Here is a 21,259-nt window from a genome sequence, read left to right as displayed (position 1 = left end):
TCCTGGCAGGCATGGACGGGACGGTCGACGGTCGCCGTGACGGGCGGGCCCGGCAGCGGACGGGGTGTTACGACAGCGGGATGAGATGGCCGCGCAGCGGGACGGCCCGGCAGCCCTGGAGCCGCTTGGTCGAGCCGTGCCCGATGCTGTAGTCGATGCGGTCCAGGTGCTCGCTCGACGCGCTGAGCATCGGCTCGTGGTAGGTGGCGGCGAGGTGCGCGAAGGGTGTGTTCCGGCCGGACTCGGTGGTACCGGTGTAGATGTTCTGCAGTGTCCGGTTCTGCAGGACGAAGAGGCTGTGGGCGACGATCCGGCCCTCGCGCTCGGTGGTGTACAGCCGCAGGTCCGGGCCGAAGGTGTCGATCAGGGTGCGCAGCCGCCGCCGCTCGCCGGCCTCGTCCACGGGCTGTCCGTACCAGCGGACGAGTTCGCAGCGGCCTTCGATCACCTCCTCGAACCTGGCCGCCGGGTCGGCCTGTCCGAGTTCGGCGCCGAGGTCGGCCAGCCGGTTCAGCTGGCGGTTCATCTCGGCGCGGTGCCGCCGGCTGATCGCCTGCCGGAACCCCTCGGCGTCCGTCCAGGTGACCTCGCGGGCCGAGCGGGTGGTCAGGTCGAAGCTCTCACCGCCGAGCGCCGCCACCGCCGGTTCGAGGACCGCCGAGCCCGCGGGGGTGGTGTAGAGCACGGTGACGGTGGCCAGGCCGGCCGACCGGGCCCAGGCGCAGATGCCGGCCAGGCACGCCCGCACCTCCTCCGGCTGCCCGGCGGCCGGGCCGACCGGATCCCCGATGTAGCCGGGAGCGGTCAGGACCAGGCCGGGCAGCATCCGCTCGGGGGCGTCGCCGAGCTGCGGCGCCACCTGACGGCCGGAGGCGTACACCTCCTCGAAGACGGGCTGGGGAGCGCGCAGGATCAGCCAGGGGTTGTACGCCTCGTAGGCCTCCGGGTCCTCGACCACCGCGCCGACGAAGCCGACCGCACCGTCGAGGCCGTCCGGTCCGGCGTGCACGGCCGTCACCGGCCGGCCGGGCAACCGGCTGAGCATGGTGCTCAGCCACCGACCGCCCTGCACCACGGTGCCGGGGCGCAGGGCGTCCCAGCGTGCGGCGTCGAACGTGTCGGACACCGTCGTCGCCCGCATGTCTCTCTCGCTCTCTGTCGTGCTCTGTCGTGCTCTGTCGTGCTCGCGTGCTCGCGTGCTCTGTCGCTCTCGCGCGTTCTCTGTCGTGCTCGCGTTCTCGCCCGGCTCAGCGGGCCGGGGTGGCGTCGGTGCCCGGACCGGCCGGGGTCGGCAGCTCGGCGCCGGCCTGCTCGGGACCGGTGTCCTGGGGCGGGACGGTGGCCAGCCTTCGGATGCTCGGCGACAGCAGTGCCGCCAGGCTGACGCAGGCCGCCGCGACGCCTGCGGTGAGCGCGGCGTCGCCGGCGTCCAGGACGGCGATCAGCGGGCCCATCAGCAGTGCGCCGAGTGGCATCAGGGCGTTGAAGCCGAGCAGGGCGAAGCTGCCCACCCGGCCCATCAGGTGCTCCGGCACCTTGTCCTGCAGCAGGCTGGGGAAGAGGGAGTTGAAGAAGTGCAGGCCGATGCCGTACAGCACGGCCATCGCCAGTGCGCCGTTGCCGCCGCCGATCAGGCCGGTGGCGGCCAGCGAGCAGGCCATCAGCGCGAGCATCAGGTAGAGCGCCACCCCGAGCCGGCGGACGGTCAGCTTGACCAGGACGGCCGCGCCCAGCAGCGCGCCGACGCCCTGCAAGGTGTAGAAGGCGCCGAGCGAGCCGGCGTCCCGGGCGCCGTTCGGTGCCATCAGCAGGGGAACCGCGACGTCCAGCACCCCGGCGTAGACGGCGTTGGTGCAGGCGCCGACCACGATGGAGATCAGCAGCCAGTGCACCCCGCGGACGTAGCTCAGGCCCTGGGAGACGTCCCCCAGCAGTTGCCGCAGCCGCCCGCGGGCGGCGTCCGCCCCGTGCGCGTCCTCCGAGGTCCCGGCCGGATCGTCCTGTCCGCCCTGCTCGCCCTGCCTGGCAGACCCGGCAGGCACCGCAGCCGTCGCCGCCGAGCCCTTGCCGATGGCCAGCAGCAGCACACCGGAGAGCAGGAAGGTGAGCGAGTCGAAGGCGAAGGTCCACGGTGCGCCGGCGAAGCTCACCAGGAACCCGCCGAGCAGCGGGCCCCCGATCAGCCCGATCTGCTGGCTGACCGACAGCGCCGAGTTGGCCGCGACCAGTTTCTCCTTGGGGGTGATCTCCAGCATGTACGCGAACGCGACCGGCTGGAAGAACCCGTCGGCGATGCCGATCAGCGCGGCGAGGACCACCAGCAGCGGCACGCTGTCCGTCCAGAGCGTGCTCAGCACGATCAGCAGCAGGGTGAGGAACCGGGCCGCGTCGGCGGACACCATGATCCTTCGCCGCGAGCCGGCCCGGTCCCCGACCGCCCCGCCCACCAGGTAGAACAGCAGGGACGGCAGCAGCAGCACCGCCGTGGCCGTGGCCAGGACGGACGCCGATCCGCTGACGGTGATGATGTGGGTCGCGAACGCCGTCCGGAAGGCGTAGTCGCCGATCAGCGACAGCGTCCGGGCCGACCAGTAGCAGCCGAAGCCGCGCTCGCCCACGATGCCCAGACGCCCTGTCGGTCCTGCTTGCACGGGCCTGCTCTCCCTCTCCGTCACTGTGTGTCCGACCCGGCGGCGCCGCCCGGCCGCACCAGGGCGCCGGCCAGCGCGGCCGCGGCCTCGCGCGCCGGGCCGAGCCCGGCCGCGTCCAGCGGCAGGACGAACGAGGTCACCTCGTCCAGCCGGCAGCCCCGTTCGAGCTTGTTGGCCTCGGCGCCGTAGCTGAAGGACAGCTCCCGGCAGCCCGTCAGGTACGCCTCCTCGATCGGCGCGTGGTAGCAGACCTCGAAGTACGTGCCGTCCGACCTCGGGTCGGCGTAGTCCGTCCCCGTCATCCAGGCGTGCCGGATGCCGCCGGCGTCGAGGAACAGGCAGAAGGCGATGGTCCGCCCGTCGGCCACCGCCAGCTGGAGCCGGCCGCGTTCGCCGAAGGACTCCCGCAGCGTGTGCAGCTGGCTGCGCTCCCCGGCGGTGTCCGGCCGGCGTCCGTACTTGGCGCGGTGCTTCATCCGCAGTCCGACCAGTTCCTCGACCAGCCGGTCGTCCGCGTCGCGCAGCAGCAGCTGCCGGACGGTGACGCCCTGGCGGGCCAGCCGCCGACGGATCCGGGCGACGCCCTTGCGGGCGTCGCGGCCGAGCGAGGCCAGGTAGTCCTCGAAGGTGGTGCCGGGCAGCCGGAGGTTGGCCCGCAGCGCGGTCGGCACCTCCAGGAAGGCGGCCCGGTGCAGGGCGGCGGACAGCTCCGTCTCCTCCGGCTGGACGTACAGGAACGCCACACTGCCCAGCCCCGCGGCCCGGGCCTCGGCCACCACCTCGGCGACGGCGCCGTCCAGGGCCTGCGCCGAGTGCCGACCCGGGCCCAGCGGGAAGCACTCCAGCCCGGGGTAGGTCACCACCAGGGACGGGAACCAGTGCTCCGGCGCCGGCCCGGCCGCACGCGCCGCGGCCTGCCGCTCCAGCGCCGGCCGGCCCAGCGACCGGGCACTGCCCGGCTCGAACAGCAGCCGCCAGGGGTTCTTGGCATCGGAGACCGCGCTGTCCTCGCTCACCGAGCCGAAGAACCCGACGTCCCGCCCGTCCCCGGGCCGGTGGACGAACCACCAGTGCACCCCGTCGATCCGGTCGCCCATCCGGGCGAGCCAGCGCGCGGAGGCGAACAGCGGTGGATCGGCGTCCAGTTCGGCCCACTGCGGCGGGCACTGGCCCACGGCCCTCATCCGCGGCCCGTCAGACCTGTCGGGCCTGTCTGGCCCGTCGGACCCGTCAGGCCTGTCGGACCCGTCTGGCCTGTCTGGCCCGTCGAGCCCGAGAGGACCGGGCGCCCGGCCCACGCCCAGGACTCCCGGAAGGGCGCCAGCATGTCGATGACCAGCGCGGGGCAGCGCTCGTCGGGGAAGGACGCGTACAGCTCCTGCGCCAGGTCCAGGACGAGCTCCTGCGCCTCCCGCTGCGGCAGCCGGTCGACGAACAGCAGCCGCTCCCGCTGGGCGAAGAGCGCCGGTGCCCCGGGCGCGCCGGCCAGCGCGGCGGCCCGCCGCATCAGGTGCTTGCCGTCGTGGGTGATCCGGCCGAAGGCGTTCACCCCCGACATCAGCAGCGCCTCGGCGGAGCCCCTCAGCATCAGCTCGCGCGCGGGGGACTCCAGCACCGTGGTGTCCTCCAGCAGGCTCATCGCCCCGACGAAGGCCAGCGCGGCGGCGGAGGCCCGTACCACCTCGATGTCCACCAGGCGCCGCAGCCGGTCCAGGTGTTCGGCCCCGGCCAGCGGGATGCCGCTGTGCACGCGCTGCGCCAGGCGCAGCTCCAGGCCTTGGAGGTTGGGCAGGTCCACCTGCCCGCCGTCCGTCACCGTCCGCGTGACGTGGCCGAGGTCCTCCAAGCGCCCCTCGGCCACGTACTCGATGTTGACCGGCAGGTCCGCGACCAGCCCGTCGAAGCTGTCGCCGAAGATCGACGGGTGGTTGACCGTACCGGGCACCCGGCGGGTGCGCGGGTGCCGGGTGAGCACCAGAACGTCCAGGTCGGAGGTGGGGTTGAATTCGCCCGAGGCGTACGAGCCGGTGAGCAGCACGGGCTCGTCCGGGTCGGCGTCGATCAGGCCCGCCACGGCCGGCAACTCGACGCCGCGCCGGGCGAGTTCGGTCCGTACGTGATCCGGCAGCGCGTCCAGCAGTGCCACGTCCACGGGGGTGTCCTCTCTAGCGGTCGGCGGGCGGCAGTGCCCGGCGCAGCCGCGCCGGGCCGGTCACTCGGCCACCTGCCGACTGGCCCGCAGCGGCGGGAAGTGCAGCGAGGACTCCAGCACCACGCGCTCCCAGGCGTCCAGGGTCACGCCGTGCACGCGCAGGGCGGCCTCGGCGGCACCGATCCGCATGGTGTCCGAGCTGCCGTCCGCGCTGCCGTGCTCGAACTCGCAGCGCAGGGTCGCCAGCAGTGCGGCCGGGGCGTGCCCCTCCAACAAGGCGGCGAGCCGCTCACCCGCTCCGATCGCGCCGAGCCCGCCGGCCCCGGGGAAGGCGGAGCGGACGGCGTGCCGGGCGGTGTCCGGGAGCTGCTCCCAGAGGGCCGCGAGCGCCCGGGTGCGGACGGCGACGAGCACCTGCTCGAAGTCCCGGTGCTCGGGGGTGTGCGGGGTGATCAGCCGGCACAGGTAGTCGATCTCCTCCGCCGCGCGCTCCGGGTCGGCGATGGCGTCCTGTTCGGTCAGACCGAACACCGCGGCCTCCCGCTCGGACTCCACCGGGCCGTCCGAGCTGTGCATCAGCCCGACGATGCTGTTGATGGCACCGAAGTCGCGCCGCAGGGTGCCGTGTTGGGCCTGCTCCGGGTGCTGGTAGCCCTTGCGACGGGCCAACTGCCCGTGCACGTCGGCCTCCTGCTCGTCGCCCTCGTAGCGGCAGATCAGCGCGACCGCGGGCCCCAGCTCCAGCACGGCGTCCACCAGCCGGTAGCGCCAGGTCTGCCACTGGCCGGCGATGAGGTCGGCGTACAGGTCGTCGACCAGCTCGGGGTCGGCGTCGATCGCCCGGGCGGCGACCGGCGCGAACCCCTCCTTGCGAAGGCGCGCCACCATCTCGCCGTGGACGCCCCGGTAGACGGCGTCCGAGCTGAGGAGGACGAAGACATGGCGGGACCAGAAACCTGGAGCGGGCACTGAGCAACTACCTTTCGGCCGAACGGCGGGCGGGGGGTGCGGACAGGGTCGGCGCTCGGCCGGTGCGGCCGGGCCCGTAGGCCTCAGTGGGCGAACGGGCAGGGCGAGGAGTCGACCGACTGGTCGTCGGGAAGCACGTACTGGCGCCACTTGTGCGCCGAGGACAGCAGCGGATCGCCGAGATACGGGTGCGGCGGCACTTCGTCGTAGTCCAGCAGCCGCTCACGGATCCGCTTCTTGCCGGCCTTGCCCGCGACGGTGGAGCCGCCGAGGCCCTCGAAGACCCGCCTGGTCTGGAAGATGACGGTCAGGCAGGGGCCGAAGTTGCGGCTGCGCCGCTGCCGGTAGCCGGGGCTGCCGGCGAAGATGAACCAGGGCTCACCGCCGAAGCACCACTGCCAGCGCGGATCGCTCGTGTCCTTCGGGACGTCGGCCGGCCAGGGGGCCCGGTCGAGTGCGCTGAGTTCGTTGAGCAGGTCCCAGAGCCGGGCGCCGTGCGCGGCCAGATCCGCCTCGGGCTCCGGTGGACCGATGAAGGCGATCAGGGTCTGGCGCTTGACGCCCGACCAGGCCCGTTCCCGGAATTCCAGCAGGGTGCGACCGAGCTGGTCGACACCGTACTCGCCGGGGTGCCGTGGATCGACGACGGTGTACGAATTATGGCCGCGCTGCTCCCCCTGCGTGCCGAAATGGCAGGGATAGTCATCGGCCGGATCGAGAAGCTTGCCGACGAGAATGTCCCAGACCTCCGGGAGCCAGTCGACGGCTTTCCCGGACGGTCGCGCGGAACAATCAGCAGGGGTGGACCAAAGAGGAATATCGGACATCTCTACCAGCTCCCCCGTTCTTGCAGCACGCAAAGGAACCCGCCGCCGCTGATGCTTGATCAGAACATCACGGCTGTTCGAGTCCTGTCAAGGATTGATCTTGAGGATTCCACATCTCCCCAGTTCAGGACGCTTTCTTCGCAAACTCCAGCGAGCCCGCCGGACCGAACGCCAGGTGAATTCGGAGCGAAACCTTCCGCTTGAACTCCCTGGACAGTGCGCGAAGGTCCATGCAAATATCAGTGCTCGTTTCGGCCGAACTGCCGATCCACACCTGAACGAAGAACGGGGGATCCAGGTGTCTTTGGACGACCAGAGGCCAAAAACTCCTGTGGTGCTTCTCGACCGAATCGGATACGCCTTTTACCGGGATTCCGAGGGGCGCTCCTTCCTACCCGCCGACCGATTCGACGTACGACTGGTGACTTCGCTCGCCAAGGCCGGCGAAGCGAACGGCGAGGAACTGGAATCGGTGCTCGCCGTGGACGGCCACGACGAACGGGCGCTCATCGAAGCCGTCCGCTTCCAGAGCACCTTCGGCGGGCAGCCGGCCGCGCGCCTGGTCGCCGTCACCGAACGCTTCCTGCTGCTCGCCGCCCGACTGCGCGAGGAACTCGGCATCCCGGGGCAAAGCGTGCCGCAGACCCTGCCCTTCCGGGACAAGGTCGTGATGAAGGAGCACCTGGCGCGGCACGGCATCAAGGTGCCCGCGTTCGCGCCCTTCAGCAAGACGGCCGCCCGCGAACTGCTCCGCTCCCATCCGGCCGTGGTCGCCAAGCCGCGGCTGGGCACCGGCTCGACGGAGATCACGGTGCTGCGCGGCGAGGCCGACCTGGCCGCGTTCACCGCCGCCCATGCGGACCGGCTCGCGGACTTCGAGGTCGAGCAGTTCGTCACCGGCCGGCTCTACCACGTGGACAGCATGGTCGAGGACTCCAAGCCGGTCGCGGCGATCGCCGGCGGATACATCGACGAGACCACCTCGTACGAGCGGCTGCTCCCCTGCCGGGACGTCGGCGTACCGCCCGGCCCGCTGCTGGACACCCTGCTGGACTTCAACCGGCGGGTGTTGGAGGCCTTCCCCGGGTTCACCGGGGTCACCCACCACGAGATGTTCGTCGCCGACGACGGCGAGGTGTACCTCTGCGAGATCGCCGCCCGGGCCGGCGGCGGCGGCGTCATCGCGGGCTTCCTCTCCCGCACCGGGGTGAACCTGGACGAGGTGATGATCCGGGCGCAGCTGGGCGAGCCCCTGCCCACGACCGAGGGGCCCGCGGACCATCTCACCGGGTTCATCGTCATCTACGCCGGTCCGGGGACCCTCCGTGCACCGCTCACCGCACCGGACGAGCCCTGGGTGCTGGAGAGCCAGATCCTGGCGGAGCCCGGCACGGCGCTCACCGGACCGCAGAACTGCAACGACGCCGCGGCCATCGTCTCGGTCCGCGGCGACTCGCCGGAGGAGGTCGTGCACCGGCTCGACCAGGTCCACGCCCACATGGCCGCGTCCCTCGGCTCCAGCTCCGCCGACTGACCGCCCCATCCGGCCCGGCGTCGGCGAACGGCCCACTCTGTCGAACGAAGGGAAGCCCCCACATGTCAAACCCCCACGAGGCGTCGAGCCCCCACGAGCGCGTGCTCGCCCCGGCCGACTGGACCACCGGCCCGGTGGCGGACCTCTACTCCTCCTACGTCGCGGCCGCCGCGCTGTCCGCGGCCCAGGAGCTCGGTCTGCTCGACGAACTCGCCGAGCAGGGAAAGACCTCGTACGGCAACGGTGACCACCCGGACCTCGACGACGGGGTGGTCCGCACCATCCTGCGCGCGCTGCACTGGGCCGGGGTGGTCGTGATCGAGGAGGACGGCCCCGTCCTGACCGGGCCCCGCTTCGCCGAGGCGTACGCGGCCCGCGGCTACTTCTACTGGCTGGTCAAGGGCTGCGGCGAGCTCTTCAGCATCGCGCCGCAGGTCGCGAAGACGGAGAACAGAGTCGGGGACTTCTACCGCCGGGACATGCGGGCGGTCGCGATCGGCTCGCGGATCATCGGCGAGGAGGAGGTGGAGCGGCTCTTCGACCAGGTCCTGGCCGACCGCCCGCCGCGCAAGGTCGCCGACCTCGGCTGCGGCTCCGGCCAGCGGCTCATCCGGATCGCGGGCAACCACCCGGAGGCGAGCGGCGTCGGCGTCGACATCGCCCGCGCCTCCGTCCAGCTGGCGTCCGAGTCCGTGGCCGACGCGGGCCTGGCCGATCGGATCACCATCCACCGCGGCAACGTCCTGGAGCTCGACCCGTCCCCGGCCTTCGCCGACGTCGACACCATCACCTGCGTCTTCATGGGGCACGACTTCTGGCCGTACGACAGCTGCGTGGCGACCCTGCGCGCGCTGCGCGCGGCCTTCCCCCGCGCGGAGCGGCTGCTGCTCTGCGACGTCGTGCGCACCACCGAACTGCCCGGGCCCGACACCACCGTGTTCACCCTCGGCTTCGAGGGAGTGCACGCGCTGATGGGGGACTACCTGCCCACCCTCGACGAGTGGCGGCAGGCGTTCACCGAGAGCGGCTGGGAGTGCCGCACGATCCACCCGACCGTCACGCCGCCGAACGGCCACTTCTTCGAGCTGGTCCCGTCGGCCGGCTGACCCGGGACGCGCCGTGGGGTGAGCCGCCGCGCCGCCCCACGGCGCCCCGCCACAGCGTCAGGGCGTCGGCCCGCGACCGTCGTGCGGAGCGAAGATCCCGAACGCGTCGTGCTCGGTGGTCCGCGCGTTGAGGCAGTAGTCCGCCCACTCGGCCGCCTGGTGGAAGGCGGAGCCCTCGGCGATCCGGGCCGCCGCGGAGTCCACGTCGAAGCGGGTCGAACGGAGCTGGACGCCGGGGCCCAGCAGGGCCCAGTGCGCACCCGCCCGCCCGTACGGCATGCCGAGACTGCCCGGGTTGACCACGAGCCGGCCCAACGCCAGCCTGGTGTACGGCATATGGGTGTGCCCGCAGACGACGGTGGTGACGGCCGGGTCCACCCCGGCGAGGACCTCACCCCAGCGCTCCAGGCTGGAGTCGACCAGCACCACCTCCTGATCGTCCCGGGGCGTCGCGTGGCAGAACAACACCTCGCCCAGCCCGCGGACTTCGAGGGTCAGCGAGGTGGGCAACCGCTCCAGCAGATCGACCTGGTCCTCGCGCAGCTGCTCCGCGGCCGAGGGGGCGATCGGGTCCGGGATGGAGTCCCGCAGGCCGCGCCGGTACTCCACCAGTTCGCGATCGGCGTTGCCGCGGATCCACGCCACCCGGTCACCGAGACCGGTCAACAGGTCGAGCACTTCCACCGGTTGCGGTCCGCAGGCGATGTCCCCGGTCAGCACGATCAGGTCCGCGTCCCGCACCTCCGGCTCCGCCAGGACGGCCTCCAGCGCGGGCAGCACACCGTGGATGTCGGACAGCACAGCTACCTGGCTCAGCATGGCAGCCAGTATGCAACAAGGCACTGTCCCGGAGGGGCGGTTCGTGGAACGACCACGGCCCCGCTCAGATGAAGGTGACGACGAGGACGACGGCCGCCAGCAGCAGGAGGATCGTCAGGGCCGGTGCCCCCGTGCGGCCGTCCGGGCGGGAGGTGACGGCGAGCGCGGAGACGGCGGGGACGGCCACCGTGAGGACGATCGCCAGCCGGCTGACGGTGCCCATGGGGACTCCGGCGACTTCGGCGCCGAAGACGGTCGTGAACATCACCAGCAGCCAGGCCGTCGCGGTGAGGAGGGCCCAGGCCGCGCGGGCGGTCCACCGCTCGACCGGGTCGGCGGCGTGGAAGTTGGTGCGGGTCATCGTCCAGATACGGGTGAAGTTCGCCACCGGAGCATCTTGTCGGACAATGCCGTCCGGCACCAGGTTCCGGCGCCGCCGGCCAAAGACGGGCCCAGGACGGGCCCTACGACTCCAGGGACTTCGCGGCGTCGCGGATGACGTCCAGGACGAAGTCGGGGTGCGAGAGCATCGGCACGTGGCTGCTGTCGATGTCGAAGGTCTTGGCGCCCATCCGCTCGGCGGCGGCCCGCTCCAGGTCGGGGTTCACGGTGCGGTCCTGGTTCGCGACGATGTACCAACTCGGCGTCGTGCGCCAGGCGTTGCCGGGGACCTGCTGGCTGAACAGGTCGACGACCGGCACGGCGCCGGTCGCGAGGACGAGCTTCTGCTCGTCCGCCGGCAGGTCGCCGCAGAAGTCGCCGAGGCCCGACTCGCGGAGCCAGATGCGGCCGTCGGCGATGTCGAGTTGGCCGAAGACGGGCATGGGGGCGAACTTCTCCTGCTGGCCCTGCGAGGTCTCGTCCTCGTCCGGGGCGAGCGCGGCGATGTAGACCAGGGCGCCCACCCGGTCGTGGACACCGGCCTTGGTGATCAAGGTCCCGCCGTAGGAGTGCCCGACGAGCACGACCGGGCCCGGCACGTGCTCGATGGCCCGGGTGACGCACGCGACGTCGCCCTCCAGCGAGTCGAGGCCGTGCTGCGAGCTGTACACCTCGTGGCCCTCGGCCTGGAGCGCGGGGATGAGCTTGCTGAAGCACGACCCGTCGGCCCAGAGCCCGTGGGCGAAAACGATGCTGGCTTTGCCGGCCATGATCTCCTCCTTCATCGATGCCGATCCACGGCGATCCACTACGGCGAGTATCCGGTCGGTCACTGCTCGCGGCAATTCATCCGCCGGTCAGGGGCGGCGGGTGAGGCCGGTGCGTTTGGCGGTGGCGAGGAGGGGGGTGGTCTCGATCGCGGTGATGCCGGGCAGGGGGCCGACGGTGGTGACGAGGAAGGTGTAGAGGGCGTCGAGGTCCGTGGCGGCGAGGGCGACCAGGAGGTTGGCGGGGCCGGTGGTGGCGGCGGCGAAGCGGACCTGGGGGTGGGTGCTGAGGGCGCGGGCGGTGCGCTCCAGGGCGCCGGGGTGGACGGTGAGCCAGAGCAGGGCCTCGGCGTGGGCGCCGAGCAGGGCGAGGTCGAGTTCGGTGGCCAGGCGCAGCACGTGGCCGCGGAGGAGGGCGTCGAGGCGGCGGCGGGCGGTGAGGGCGGTGGTGTCGGCGCGGCGGGCGAGGTCGGTGTAGGTGGCGCGGCCGTCCTCGGACAGGGCCGTGATCAGGGCGGCGTCGACACCGTGCTGAAGGGTCGGCGGTGCGGGCGCGGTCGGCGGGTCGGGGGCGAGCCTGGCCGTCTCCTCGGGGGTGAGCAGCCCGGCGGTCCAGCGGAAGGCGGTGGGGAAGACCCGCAGCAGGGTGTGGGCCGTCCAGGAGTCGACGGCCTCGGTGGCGGGCAGGTCGCGCAGCAGCAGGGCGGTGCGGGCGTCGGGGCCGTCGAGGAAGAACACCGCGGAGATCTCGTCGCCGCCGCCGAGGACGTCCACCCAGACGGTGTCGGGCCGGTGGGCCAGGGCGGCGGCGAGGTGGCGGATCCTGGCCGGGCGGCAGCGGATCCGCAGCGCCATCGGGACCAGCCCGGGGAAGTGCGCGGGGTTGCGGACGACCGTGGCGCGCAGGGTGCCGTCGGCGTAGAGGGGCGCGGCGCGGCGGACGACGGTGCGTTCGGACAGGCCGAGGCAGTGGCTGAGCTCGCGCCAGCCGGCCCGGGGCGAGGCGAGCAGGGCGGCCGCGATGCGGCGGTCGGTTCCGTCGAGCGTTCGGCGCATGATCAGCATCCTAGGGCGCTCCGCTGTCGGGTTTCCTCGCCATGGGGTGCCGTTTGTACGGGAAACCGACGATTGGGGCCTACAACGGTGTGACCGGCGGCGGCCGCACCCGAGGAACGCCCCGCCGCCGCGGACGACCGGTGGTCCCGCCACCGGACCGGGACACGGGAGGAAGACCATGACCGAACACGGTGCCGATCTGCTGATCCGGGCCGCCGCGGTGCACACCCTCGCCCCCGGCCGGGCGCCCCAACGGGCCCTGGCCGTACGGGGCGACCGCATCGCCGCGCTGTCCCCCGACCCGCGCGGCCTGGACCACCTGGTCACGGCGCGCACCACCGTGCACGACCTGCCCGGGGCCACCGTCCTGCCCGCCTTCGACGACACCCACACCCACCTGATCTTCGCCGGGCGCAGCGCGTACGACGTCCCCGTCCACCGGGCGCGCACCATCGCCGAGTTCCTCGACCTGATCCGGCAGCGCGCCGCCCGCACCCCCGCGGGGCAGTGGATCCGCACCACCACCAACTGGCAGGAGCTCAACCTCGCCGAGCGCCGCATGCCCACCGCCGCGGAACTCGACCGGGCGACCGACCGCCACCCCGTCCTGGTCAAGCGCGGCGGCCACAACGACGTCGTCAACTCCCTCGCGCTGCGCCTGGCCGGCATCACCGGGTCCACGCCCGTGCCGGCCGGCGGAGTGATCGGCCGCGACGCCGACGGGAGGCTGAACGGACGGCTGATCGACAACGCCATCGGCCTGGTCGAACGGCTCGTCCCCGCGGACGACCGGGCCCGGCGCGTCGACGGGCTGCGCCTGGCCAGCCGGCAGTACGCCGCCACCGGGATCGGCACCGTCCGCGACTGCGCCGTCTCCCCCGACGACTACGAAGTGCTGCTCGCCGCCCGCGCGGCCGGGGCGCTCCACACCCGGGTCCGGGCGCTCATCTCGGCCCTCGGCCTGACCGGCACCGCCCAGGTCGAGGACCTCCTCGACACCATGGAGGCCTGGCGCGACCCCGCCGACCCGTGGCTGCGGGTGTGGGGAGTGAAGTTCGGCCTCGACGGCGGCCTGGAGGCCGGCGCCACCGAGGAGCCCTACGCCTGCGACCACGCCTACTCCGGCACCCTCACCTGGGAGCCCGGCGCCCTCGCCGAAGCCGTCGGGGCCGTGGTCCGGCGCGGCTGGAGGGTCGGCACCCACGCGTACGGCGACCGCGCCGTCCGGATCCTCCTCGACGTCTACGAGCAGGTGCTGCGCGACGTCCCCGGCCTGCCCGCCGGCACCCTGGTGATGGAGCACGGCGGCCTGGCCGGCCCCGAACAGCGGGCCCGCGCCGCCGCGTTGGGCATCCCCGTCACCATCCAGCAGCCGCTGCTGCACGACACCGCCGAGGTGGAGCGCGAGTTCTGGGGCCCGGAACGCGTCGCCGCACTCTTCCCCGCCCGCGGCTGGCTCGACCAGGGCGCGCTCGTCGCGGCCGGATCCGACTTCCCCGTCGGACAGTTCGGCGCCATGCGCTCCGTCTGGGGCATGACCACCCGGCAGACCGTCATCGGCGTCCAGGGGCCCGAGCACGCCATCGGCTACGACGAGGCCGTCGCCCTCCACACCACCCACGCCGCCCGCCTCCTCGGCGAGGACCGCCTCCGCGGCAGCCTCACCCCCGGCCGCCTCGCCGACCTCACCCTCTGGGACCGCGACCCGGCCCACTGCCCCGCCGACGCCCTGCGCGACCTCACCCCCACCCACACCCTCCTCGGCGGCCGCCCCGTCCACCAGCCCGACAGCGCGGACTGACGGCCGGGGCGTGGCCCTTGGACTCACGGTTCGTCGGGGCGGTCACGGTCGGGGCGAGCACGGTCGCCGCGCCACCAGGTCAGCCGTGCCAGGAAGCCGGACGGGTCTCCCGGCCGTCAGTGCACCGCGGCGTCGAGCAGCAGGCGGGCCAGGTCGGCCGGGCGGGAGAACATCGGCCAGTGGCCGGTGTCCAGTTCGACCAGGCGCCAGTGCCCGCCGGCCAGCAGCTCGGCCACGTCCTCGTCGGGCTCCGCCCCGGCGAGCAGGCACTTGACGTAGGTCGTGGGCAGGGCGGCGAGGGAGCCGGTCAGGGTGGCGGGCTCGGTGAGGGTGGCGCCCGGGTGGGGGGTGGCACCGGCGAGGAGGCGGGCGGTCTGCTCCTCGCTGAGGCCGTGCCCGGCGAAGTGCTCGGGCCGCGCGCAGGGCCAGGAGCCGCCGTTGGCGGCGATCGCGGCCCGGAGCGCCGCGCCGCCGTCCGGCCAGCCGGCGGCGAAGGACCGGCCGTCGACGGGCACGGCGGAGTCGACCAGGACCAGCCGGGCCAGCCGGTCGCCGATCCGCTGCGCGGCCTGGCCGACCGGGACGCCCGCGTAGCTGTGCCCGACCAGCACGACCTCGCGCAGGTCGTGGCGCTCCACCTCGGCCACGATGTCCTGGACGTGGGTCTGCTGCCCGGCGGGCAGGCCCCGCTTCTCGGCCAGCCCGGACAGCGTCAGCGGATGGACGGCGTGGCCGGCCGCACGGAGCCGCGGGGCCACGTCGTCCCAGGCCCAGGCGCCGAGCCGGGCACCGGCGACCAGTACGAAGTTCACCATGATCGCACCGTAGTGGAGCGGCCCGGCGTGCGTCGCGCGGATATCGGCGGCGGCGTGCGGCGCCCCGGCAGCGGCAGGCGTCAGCCGAGGACGGCGTCGACCTCCACCTCGACCAGCCAGTCCGGGTCGATGAAGCGGGAGACCTCGACGAAGGTGGTGACCGGGCGGATCGCCCCGAAGCGCTCCCCGTGCGCCCGGGCCGCCTCCTCCCAGGCCGTCACGTCGGTGAGCATGATCCTGGTCCGCACCACGTCCTCCAGCGACGCGCCCGCCGCCGCCAGCGCGGCCTCGGCGATGTCCAGGCACCTGACCGTCTGGGCGTGGACGTCGCCGCGCCCGACCGTCGTCCCGTCCTCGCCGATCGGCGCGGTGCCCGCCACCGCGACGTACGGGCCCTTGCGGACCGCGCGGGAGAACCCGATGCGCGGTTCCAGGGGCGAGCCTGAACTGACCAGCCGGCGTCCGTTGTCCATCGCGCCATGCTGGCAGAGCGGCGGACGGCGCGGCCACACCGTCCCAGCGGTCGGACGGCCCGGCGCGCCGGCGGCCGCGTCGCCCTCAGTCCGCGTGACCCTCAGGCTGCGTCACCTTCAGTCCGCAGCGACCACCGTGAACTCGGCGGTGTGGACGGCGTCCCCGTGCTTGAAGTCGAGGTAGAGCCGGTACGGGCCGGCCGTCGGGGCGACCGCGTGGAAGGTGATGTCCGGACCGGGCGCGGTGACGCCGTCGCCGGGCTCGCCGTTCGGGTGGACGTGCAGGTAGGCGAGGTCGGCGGCGCGCAGGGCGACCAGGTGGCCGTAGGCGGCCAGGTAGGGCTGGAGGTCGGCGACGGGGGCGCCGTCGCGGGCCACGGTGAAGGTGAGCGGCGCACCCGCGCCGGCCGTCAACTGCCCGGTCAGGGTGACGGTGTAGCCGTCGACCGTGGCGGTCGCCGAGGCCTCCGGGAGCGGGTGCTCGGTGGTCCCGCCGGGGAGGGTGAGGTCCACGCCGAGGGTGAGCGGGGCGGCGCCGGCGGCCTTGAAATCGGCGTACGCGTGGTAGGCGGCGGGCCCGTCGAAGGGGTTGGCGACCCGCCAGGTGCCGTCCGCGTCCAGGGTGGGGTGCACGTGCCGGTACCCGGAGAGGTCGCGGCGGACCACGATCAGGTGCAGCAGGGCCTCGTGCTGGGGCTCGTACGCGGTGACGGGCCTGCCGTCCGGGCCGGTGATCCGGAAGGTGAACTCGCCCTCGGGGCCGACGGTCTCCGGTATCAGGGTGTAGCCCTGGTCGGAGGCCGTCAGCCCCTGCGGTGCGCCGTGGCCGTGGTGGGCGTGGTCGGCGTGGTGCTGGTGGCCCTCGTGGTGCCCGTGCTGCTGGTGGCTCTCATGGTTCTGGTGGTGCTCGTGGTTCTGGTGGTGCTCGTGGTGGCCGTGGTTCTGATGCGTGTTCATACCGTGCACAACCACCGCCCGTTGCGGCCGCGTTCCCCCCACCGTTGCGCTCCGAGCGAACCGGTCAGGCCGCGACCGCCTCCACCACCGACAGGACCGTCGGCGTGGGGAGAACGCGGGAGAGCCGCAGGCCGGCCCGCCGGAAGAGCTCTGCGAAGTCCTCCTCGGTGCGTTCGCGGCCCGCGAGGGAGGCCATCATCATCAGGTCCAGGGCCTTCGCCTGGTGGGGGGCGTTCCCCCGGGGGACGACGGCGTCCACGACCAGGACCCGGCCGTCCGGGCGCAGGGCGCGGCGGCAGTGGCCGAGGAGGGTCACGCAGCGGTCGTCGTCCCAGTCGTGGGTGATCCGCTTGAGCACGTGGACGTCGCCGGGCGGTACGGCCTCGAAGAAGTCGCCCTCCGCCGGTGTCCAGCGGCCCGCGATCTCCCCGGCCGAGCCGAGCCGGTGGCCGGCGAGGACGTGGGCGCGGTCGAAGAGCACCCCGTCCAGGCCAGGGTTTCGGCGCAGCACCTCCAGCAGCAGGCCGCCGTGACCGCCCGCCACGTCCACCACCGTGCCGGTCTTCGGGAACTCGTAGGCGGCCGCGATCAGCGCGTTCTCCGGGTCGGACATCGCCGCCATGCCGACGTGGAAGACGGCGGCCGTTCGCTCGTCCTGGGCGAAGTGGTCGAAGAAGGGCATGCCGAACAGCGCCTCGAAGGCCGCGGTGCCGTCGGTGAGGCAGCGCGTCAGTTCGCCCGCCGGCCACCACATGGTGCGGTCGGTCAGCATCTGGACGGCGGTGCGCGCGGAGTACGGGACATCGCCGCGCAGGGCCTGTCCGGCGCCGGTCAGTGCGAAGCGGCCCCGGTCGTCCTCCCGCACCACGCCCCGGGTGGCGAGCAGCCGCAGGACCCGGTGGAGGTTGTCGGCGTGCGTGCCGGTCGCGGCGGCGAGTTCGGCGGGGGTGCGGGGACCGTCCGCGAGGTGGTCGGCCACCCCGATGTCGGCGGCGGCGCGGAGGGCGGCGGGGAAGAGGAAGCCGAGGGCCTCGTCGATGAGGTAGGCGGCGGAGCGGCGGTAGCCGTCCTCCGGGCCGGCGCCGGCCCCTCCCCCCGCCTGCTCAGCGTCGAACCCGTCGTCGTCGTTCTGCCGCATGCCGTCCTCCTCCTCGTCGTGTCCTGTCCGAACGTCCGCCCGGAGGCTGCCCACCGGAGGCCGCCGCCGAAGCACACATCACCCGACCGGGTGCCTACTCCCCCGGCCGCACAGCCCCCGGCCGTGCCGCCTCCCGGTGCCGCCACCGCACCGGGTCGACGGCGGTGGCCGGGGGCGCCGTCGCGGGCGGCGCGCGGTACCCGGCGCAGGAGAGCACCAGCATCTCGCCGTCCCCCGGCTGGAACTCGTACGCCACCCGCTCCACCCGGCTCCCGATCCCGGCCCCGGCCAGTTCCTCCCGCAGTCGTTCCAGCGCGGGGTACCGCTCGCCGGTGTCGTAGACCGTCAGCGGGAACAGCCGGACCTCCCGCCGCGCCACCCGGGCGAGTTCCAGCAGTGCGGCCCGCTGGAACTCCTCGCCCAACCGGTTGCCGTAGGAGAAGACCAGGTGCGAGCTGAGCACCAGGTCGAAGGAGCTTTCCGGGAAGGGGAGTTCGGGCAGCTCCCCGGCGACGTAGCGCTCCGGGCGGGCCGCGATGTCGGCCCGGAACAGCCGGGCGTTGGCGGTCCACTGCCGGATCAGGTCGTCCGTGTCGGCGTACCAGGACGGGGTGAAATCCGCCGTCTCCTGGAGCAGCAGCTCCCGCTTGAACCTGCTCTCCCGCTCGACCAGCAGGCCCAACTCCACCCGGTGCACGGCGTATTCGCGGTCGGCGGCGACGGCGTCGATCCCGCGCCGCCCGGCTTCGGCGACGAAGCTCGCCGCCCCGCCCGGGCAGTCCAGGATGCGCTGGTCGAGGTCGCGGTCGGTGAGCGCGAACATCGCGCGGTACTCGGCGAAGGAGCGTGCGCTGACCAGCACGGCTCACCCCCTCCCGATGAACGGCATGGTGGCCGGCAGCACCACCAGGGACTGGATGACGGTGCCCGGCGGCTGCGAGGCCATCAGCAGCAGGGCCTCGGTGAAGCGTTCGACCGGGATGGTCGCCTCCACCGCCGTCGTCCCGTCGGCCTGCATCGCGGCGGGCTGCGGAGCACCGTCCGGCGGGCTGACGTTGCCGACGTCGATCTGGCCGCAGGTGATGCCGTACGGACGGCCGTCCAGGGCGAGCACCTTGGTGAGGCCGAGGACGGCGTGCTTGGCGGCGGTGTAGGCGAGGGAGTTGGGGCGCGGCACGTGCGCGGAGGGCGCGCCGTTGTTGATGATCCGGCCGCCCTGCGGCTGCTGGGTGCTCATCAGCCGGAACGCCTCCCGGGCGCACAGGAAGCTGCCGGTGGCGATGGTGTCCAGGACGCGGTTCCAGTCCTGGAAGGGCGTTTCGGTGATGGGCCGGCGCGGGGCTGCGGCGCCCGCGTTGTTGAACAGCAGGTCGAGCCGGCCGTAGCGGTCGCGGACGGCGTCGAACAGCCGGGCGACCTCCTCGGGGCTGCGGATGTCGGTGGGCACCGCCAACACCCGTTCCGGGTCTGCGACTTCGGTGTCGACGGCGAGTGCGGTGGTCTCCTCCAGCGCGTCCTTGCGGCGGCCGGCCAGCACCACCGTCCAGCCGGCGCCGAGCAGGGCCAGCGCGGAGGCCCGGCCGATCCCGCTGCCGCCGCCGGTGACCAGGGCGACCTTCCCGTGCGGTCGGTTCACGGCGTCCATGTCTCCCCCTCGTTGAGCCAGATCCGCAGCATCCGCCGGGCGTACCGGCCGGGTTCGTCGATGTACGCCGAACGGCCGTGCAGGACACGGCTGTTGCGGATGATCAGCAGGTCACCGGCGGCCATCGGCAGGCCGAAGGCGATCTCCGGCCGGTACAGCACCTCGTCCAGTACGCCGAGCGCCTCCCATTGACGGTCCGTCAGCTCCGGTCCGCCGCGGTCCGGCGAGGAGCGGACGGTGCGGGTCTGGTAGTAGCAGCCGATCGTGCCGTCCTTCCTCGGGTAGAGGATCGGGGTGACGACCAGCTGCGGGCCCGCCCGGCCGGTCCGGTCGAAGGTCCAGTCCTCGCAGAGGGTGGCCAGGGCGTCCGGCCGTTCCACGCCGATCAGGTCGTGGACGTGCCGGGCGCTCGCCAGCTTGGTCAACCCACCGCCGTGGTAGGCGGGTTGGAGGCAGAGCAGGACGAGCAGGTCGCAGGTGTCGCAGTGGAAGCCGAGGTCGGTGTTGCCGTCGCCGTCGTGGTCGCGCAGCACCGAGGTGAGGTCGCCGCGGCCGTTCTGCGGGACGATCCGGCCGTAGTCGCGGAGCAGGAAGGGAAGCGCCTCGGCGACCTCCCGCTCCGGCCGCGCCGGGTCGACCAGGTTGCCGAGGTGGACGAGCCCGACCGAGTCGACGGCCTCCCGGACGAAGGTCCGCAGCCGCGCGCGCACCGGCTCGCCCGCGCCCCAGCCCCCGGCCCGGGCGTCGGCCCACAGCAGCTGCCGCTCGCCGTCGCTCAGCGGCAGCGACCACATCTGCCGCCGGGCCTCCAACTCCAGGCTGCTCCAGCCGATCTCGGTCACGGTGTGCTCGTTCACGACGCCTCCTCCTGCCCGACGCCGGCCGTGCCGACCGCGACGGTCTCGACCGCCGTGCCGACCGCGACGGCCTTGGACCAGAGCGCCAGCGCCTCGTCGACCTGGGCGGCCGTGACGACCAGCGCGGGGATCATCCGGACCACGTTGAGGTGGATCCCGCAGAGCAGGAGCAGCAGCCCCAGGTCGGCCGCCGCCTGCTGGACCCGCCGGGCGGTCTCCGGGTCGGGCGAGCCGTCCGGCCGGCAGAACTCACTGGCCGCCATCAGCCCGATCCCCCGGACGTCGCCGATGCCGGGCACCCCGGCGGCGACCGTCCGCAGACCGTCCAGCAGCCGCGCGCCCTGTTCGGCCGCGTTCTCGACCAGCCGTTCCTCGCGCAGCACGTCCAGGGTGGCCAGGGCGGCGGCGCAGGCCACCGGGTTCCCGCCGTAGGTGCCGCCCTGGGAGCCGGGCCAGGCGCGCCGCATCAGCTCGGTCGGCGCGGCGATGGCGGACAGCGGGAAGCCGCTGGCCAGGCCCTTGGCGGTGATCAGCACGTCGGGCCGGACACCTTCCTCGTACTGGTGCGCCCAGAACCGGCCGGTGCGGCCGAAGCCGGTCTGCACCTCGTCCAGCACCAGCAGCAGGCCGTGCCGGTCGGCGCGCTCGCGCAGCCCGGCGAGGAACCCGGCCGGGGCGGGGACGTAGCCGCCCTCGCCGAGCACCGGTTCGACGAACAGGGCGGCCGTCTCGGCGGGCGCGGAGACGGTGGCCAGCACCTCGTCCAGCCCGCGCAGGGCGTGCGCGACCGCCTCCTCCTCGGACAGTCCGAGGCGGAACGCCGCCGGGAACGGCGCCACCGCGACCCCGGGCGGCAGCGGGCCGATGCCCGCCCGGAAGCGGGTCCCGGCGGTGGTGAGCGAGGCGGCGCCCATGGTGCGGCCGTGGAAGGAGCCCTCGAAGACGATCACGTTCTGCCGTCCGGTGGCGTGCCGGACCAGCCGCAGCGCCGCCTCCACCGCCTCCGTCCCGGCGGTGGCGTAGCAGAGCGAGTCCAGGCCGGGCGGCAGGACCTCGCCCAACCGGTCGGTGAGGGTGAGCAGTTGGTCGTGCAGGACGGTGGTGTACTGGCCGTGCAGCAGCCGGCCGGCCTGTTCGCGGACGGCCTCGACCACCCTCGGGTGGCAGTGGCCGGTGCTGGTCACGCCGACGCCGGAGGTGAAGTCGAGGTAGCGGCGGCCGGCGGCGTCGTAGAGGTGGAGGCCTTCGCCGCGCACGGCGACGACGGGGGTGGCCTGCTTGAGCGCTGGGGAGAGCTGGGACAACGGAGTC

The 21,259-nt window shown here is 73.5% G+C and carries 21 protein-coding genes; 3 read left to right on the top strand and 18 right to left on the bottom strand.

The annotated features are described in order from the left end of the window. Positions 1–67: 67 nt before the first annotated feature. The 6 genes from ACFVXG_RS36805 to ACFVXG_RS36780 all read right to left on the bottom strand — a co-directional run bounded on the left by ACFVXG_RS36805 (position 68) and on the right by ACFVXG_RS36780 (position 6,599). Positions 68–1,126: a GNAT family N-acetyltransferase gene (locus ACFVXG_RS36805; protein WP_387934121.1), complete on the bottom strand. Its 1,059-nt coding sequence runs from the start codon at positions 1,124–1,126 to the stop codon at positions 68–70. 121 nt (positions 1,127–1,247) lie between these two features. Next, positions 1,248–2,651 (bottom strand): MFS transporter, encoded by a 1,404-nt coding sequence (locus ACFVXG_RS36800; protein ID WP_387934119.1) that lies wholly within the window; start codon positions 2,649–2,651, stop codon positions 1,248–1,250. Between the two features lie 20 nt (positions 2,652–2,671). Then, positions 2,672–3,826, bottom strand: coding sequence for a GNAT family N-acetyltransferase (locus ACFVXG_RS36795; RefSeq protein ID WP_387934117.1), 1,155 nt, complete (start codon positions 3,824–3,826; stop codon positions 2,672–2,674). Positions 3,827–3,831: 5 nt separating this feature from the next. Beyond that, positions 3,832–4,803, bottom strand: coding sequence for a nucleotidyltransferase domain-containing protein (locus tag ACFVXG_RS36790; protein ID WP_387934115.1), 972 nt, complete (start codon positions 4,801–4,803; stop codon positions 3,832–3,834). Positions 4,804–4,863: 60 nt separating this feature from the next. Beyond that, positions 4,864–5,772, bottom strand: a complete 909-nt coding sequence (locus ACFVXG_RS36785) for a nucleoside-diphosphate kinase (protein WP_387934113.1) — start codon at positions 5,770–5,772, stop codon at positions 4,864–4,866. Positions 5,773–5,855: 83 nt separating this feature from the next. Next, positions 5,856–6,599 carry a YqcI/YcgG family protein gene (locus ACFVXG_RS36780; protein WP_387934112.1) on the bottom strand — a complete coding sequence of 248 codons (744 nt, stop codon included), beginning with the start codon at positions 6,597–6,599 and terminating at the stop codon, positions 5,856–5,858. Between the two features lie 421 nt (positions 6,600–7,020). On the opposite strand from ACFVXG_RS36780, the gene ACFVXG_RS36775 reads away from it, so the two are divergent. Both ACFVXG_RS36775 and ACFVXG_RS36770 read left to right on the top strand, forming a co-directional pair. Beyond that, positions 7,021–8,133 carry an ATP-grasp domain-containing protein gene (locus tag ACFVXG_RS36775; protein WP_387934110.1) on the top strand — a complete coding sequence of 371 codons (1,113 nt, stop codon included), beginning with the start codon at positions 7,021–7,023 and terminating at the stop codon, positions 8,131–8,133. A gap of 62 nt (positions 8,134–8,195) precedes the next feature. Continuing rightward, positions 8,196–9,239 carry an SAM-dependent methyltransferase gene (locus ACFVXG_RS36770; RefSeq protein ID WP_387934109.1) on the top strand — a complete coding sequence of 348 codons (1,044 nt, stop codon included), beginning with the start codon at positions 8,196–8,198 and terminating at the stop codon, positions 9,237–9,239. A gap of 57 nt (positions 9,240–9,296) precedes the next feature. Here ACFVXG_RS36770 and ACFVXG_RS36765 read toward each other — a convergent pair whose 3' ends face one another. The 4 genes from ACFVXG_RS36765 to ACFVXG_RS36750 all read right to left on the bottom strand — a co-directional run bounded on the left by ACFVXG_RS36765 (position 9,297) and on the right by ACFVXG_RS36750 (position 12,262). Further along, positions 9,297–10,058 (bottom strand): metallophosphoesterase family protein, encoded by a 762-nt coding sequence (locus ACFVXG_RS36765; RefSeq protein WP_387934107.1) that lies wholly within the window; start codon positions 10,056–10,058, stop codon positions 9,297–9,299. A 64-nt stretch (positions 10,059–10,122) separates the two neighbouring features. Further along, positions 10,123–10,446, bottom strand: a complete 324-nt coding sequence (locus tag ACFVXG_RS36760) for a hypothetical protein (protein WP_387934105.1) — start codon at positions 10,444–10,446, stop codon at positions 10,123–10,125. Positions 10,447–10,522: 76 nt separating this feature from the next. Next, positions 10,523–11,209, bottom strand: coding sequence for an alpha/beta fold hydrolase (locus ACFVXG_RS36755; RefSeq protein ID WP_387934104.1), 687 nt, complete (start codon positions 11,207–11,209; stop codon positions 10,523–10,525). A gap of 87 nt (positions 11,210–11,296) precedes the next feature. After that, positions 11,297–12,262, bottom strand: coding sequence for an Lrp/AsnC family transcriptional regulator (locus tag ACFVXG_RS36750; protein ID WP_387934102.1), 966 nt, complete (start codon positions 12,260–12,262; stop codon positions 11,297–11,299). A 178-nt stretch (positions 12,263–12,440) separates the two neighbouring features. Between ACFVXG_RS36750 and ACFVXG_RS36745 the strand changes: the two genes are divergently transcribed. Beyond that, positions 12,441–14,063, top strand: a complete 1,623-nt coding sequence (locus ACFVXG_RS36745; RefSeq protein WP_387934101.1) for an amidohydrolase — start codon at positions 12,441–12,443, stop codon at positions 14,061–14,063. Positions 14,064–14,179: 116 nt separating this feature from the next. Here ACFVXG_RS36745 and ACFVXG_RS36740 read toward each other — a convergent pair whose 3' ends face one another. The 8 genes from ACFVXG_RS36740 to ACFVXG_RS36705 form a co-directional block, all read right to left on the bottom strand. After that, positions 14,180–14,878, bottom strand: coding sequence for an alpha/beta fold hydrolase (locus ACFVXG_RS36740; protein WP_387934099.1), 699 nt, complete (start codon positions 14,876–14,878; stop codon positions 14,180–14,182). Between the two features lie 80 nt (positions 14,879–14,958). After that, a complete protein-coding gene (locus ACFVXG_RS36735; protein WP_387934097.1) occupies positions 14,959–15,351 on the bottom strand; it encodes a RidA family protein in 393 nt (130 codons plus the stop codon). 117 nt (positions 15,352–15,468) lie between these two features. Next, a complete protein-coding gene (locus ACFVXG_RS36730; protein ID WP_387934095.1) occupies positions 15,469–16,308 on the bottom strand; it encodes a hypothetical protein in 840 nt (279 codons plus the stop codon). A gap of 64 nt (positions 16,309–16,372) precedes the next feature. Further along, positions 16,373–17,446 carry a methyltransferase gene (locus ACFVXG_RS36725; RefSeq protein WP_387934093.1) on the bottom strand — a complete coding sequence of 358 codons (1,074 nt, stop codon included), beginning with the start codon at positions 17,444–17,446 and terminating at the stop codon, positions 16,373–16,375. A gap of 94 nt (positions 17,447–17,540) precedes the next feature. Further along, positions 17,541–18,308: a methyltransferase domain-containing protein gene (locus tag ACFVXG_RS36720; protein ID WP_387934091.1), complete on the bottom strand. Its 768-nt coding sequence runs from the start codon at positions 18,306–18,308 to the stop codon at positions 17,541–17,543. A 3-nt stretch (positions 18,309–18,311) separates the two neighbouring features. Beyond that, positions 18,312–19,091 carry an SDR family oxidoreductase gene (locus ACFVXG_RS36715; protein WP_387934090.1) on the bottom strand — a complete coding sequence of 260 codons (780 nt, stop codon included), beginning with the start codon at positions 19,089–19,091 and terminating at the stop codon, positions 18,312–18,314. Continuing rightward, positions 19,079–19,948 (bottom strand): TauD/TfdA family dioxygenase, encoded by an 870-nt coding sequence (locus ACFVXG_RS36710; RefSeq protein WP_387934088.1) that lies wholly within the window; start codon positions 19,946–19,948, stop codon positions 19,079–19,081. Before ACFVXG_RS36710 ends, ACFVXG_RS36715 begins: the two co-directional genes overlap by 13 nt. Further along, complete coding sequence (locus ACFVXG_RS36705; RefSeq protein ID WP_387934086.1) at positions 19,945–21,252, bottom strand: aspartate aminotransferase family protein; 1,308 nt, start codon at positions 21,250–21,252, stop codon at positions 19,945–19,947. The genes ACFVXG_RS36710 and ACFVXG_RS36705 overlap by 4 nt, the downstream gene beginning before the upstream one ends. Positions 21,253–21,259: the final 7 nt, after the last annotated feature.

The organism is Kitasatospora sp. NPDC058162 (genome assembly GCF_042884005.1).
Lineage (GTDB): Bacteria > Actinomycetota > Actinomycetes > Streptomycetales > Streptomycetaceae > Kitasatospora.
The sequence above is the reverse complement of the archived record's forward strand: the minus strand, read 5'-3'. Positions and strand labels throughout refer to the sequence as shown.

Bases quoted from the DNA above. Each gene is read 5' to 3' on its own strand.
- ACFVXG_RS36780 (WP_387934112.1), bottom strand. From the start codon at position 6,599: ATGTCCGATATTCCTCTTTGGTCCACCCCTGCTGATTGTTCCGCGCGA.
- ACFVXG_RS36770 (WP_387934109.1), top strand. From the start codon at position 8,196: ATGTCAAACCCCCACGAGGCGTCGAGCCCCCACGAGCGCGTGCTCGCC.
- ACFVXG_RS36765 (WP_387934107.1), bottom strand. From the start codon at position 10,058: ATGCTGAGCCAGGTAGCTGTGCTGTCCGACATCCACGGTGTGCTGCCC.
- ACFVXG_RS36755 (WP_387934104.1), bottom strand. From the start codon at position 11,209: ATGGCCGGCAAAGCCAGCATCGTTTTCGCCCACGGGCTCTGGGCCGAC.
- ACFVXG_RS36750 (WP_387934102.1), bottom strand. From the start codon at position 12,262: ATGCGCCGAACGCTCGACGGAACCGACCGCCGCATCGCGGCCGCCCTG.
- ACFVXG_RS36745 (WP_387934101.1), top strand. From the start codon at position 12,441: ATGACCGAACACGGTGCCGATCTGCTGATCCGGGCCGCCGCGGTGCAC.
- ACFVXG_RS36740 (WP_387934099.1), bottom strand. From the start codon at position 14,878: ATGGTGAACTTCGTACTGGTCGCCGGTGCCCGGCTCGGCGCCTGGGCC.
- ACFVXG_RS36735 (WP_387934097.1), bottom strand. From the start codon at position 15,351: ATGGACAACGGACGCCGGCTGGTCAGTTCAGGCTCGCCCCTGGAACCG.
- ACFVXG_RS36730 (WP_387934095.1), bottom strand. From the start codon at position 16,308: ATGAACACGCATCAGAACCACGGCCACCACGAGCACCACCAGAACCAC.
- ACFVXG_RS36725 (WP_387934093.1), bottom strand. From the start codon at position 17,446: ATGCGGCAGAACGACGACGACGGGTTCGACGCTGAGCAGGCGGGGGGA.
- ACFVXG_RS36715 (WP_387934090.1), bottom strand. From the start codon at position 19,091: ATGGACGCCGTGAACCGACCGCACGGGAAGGTCGCCCTGGTCACCGGC.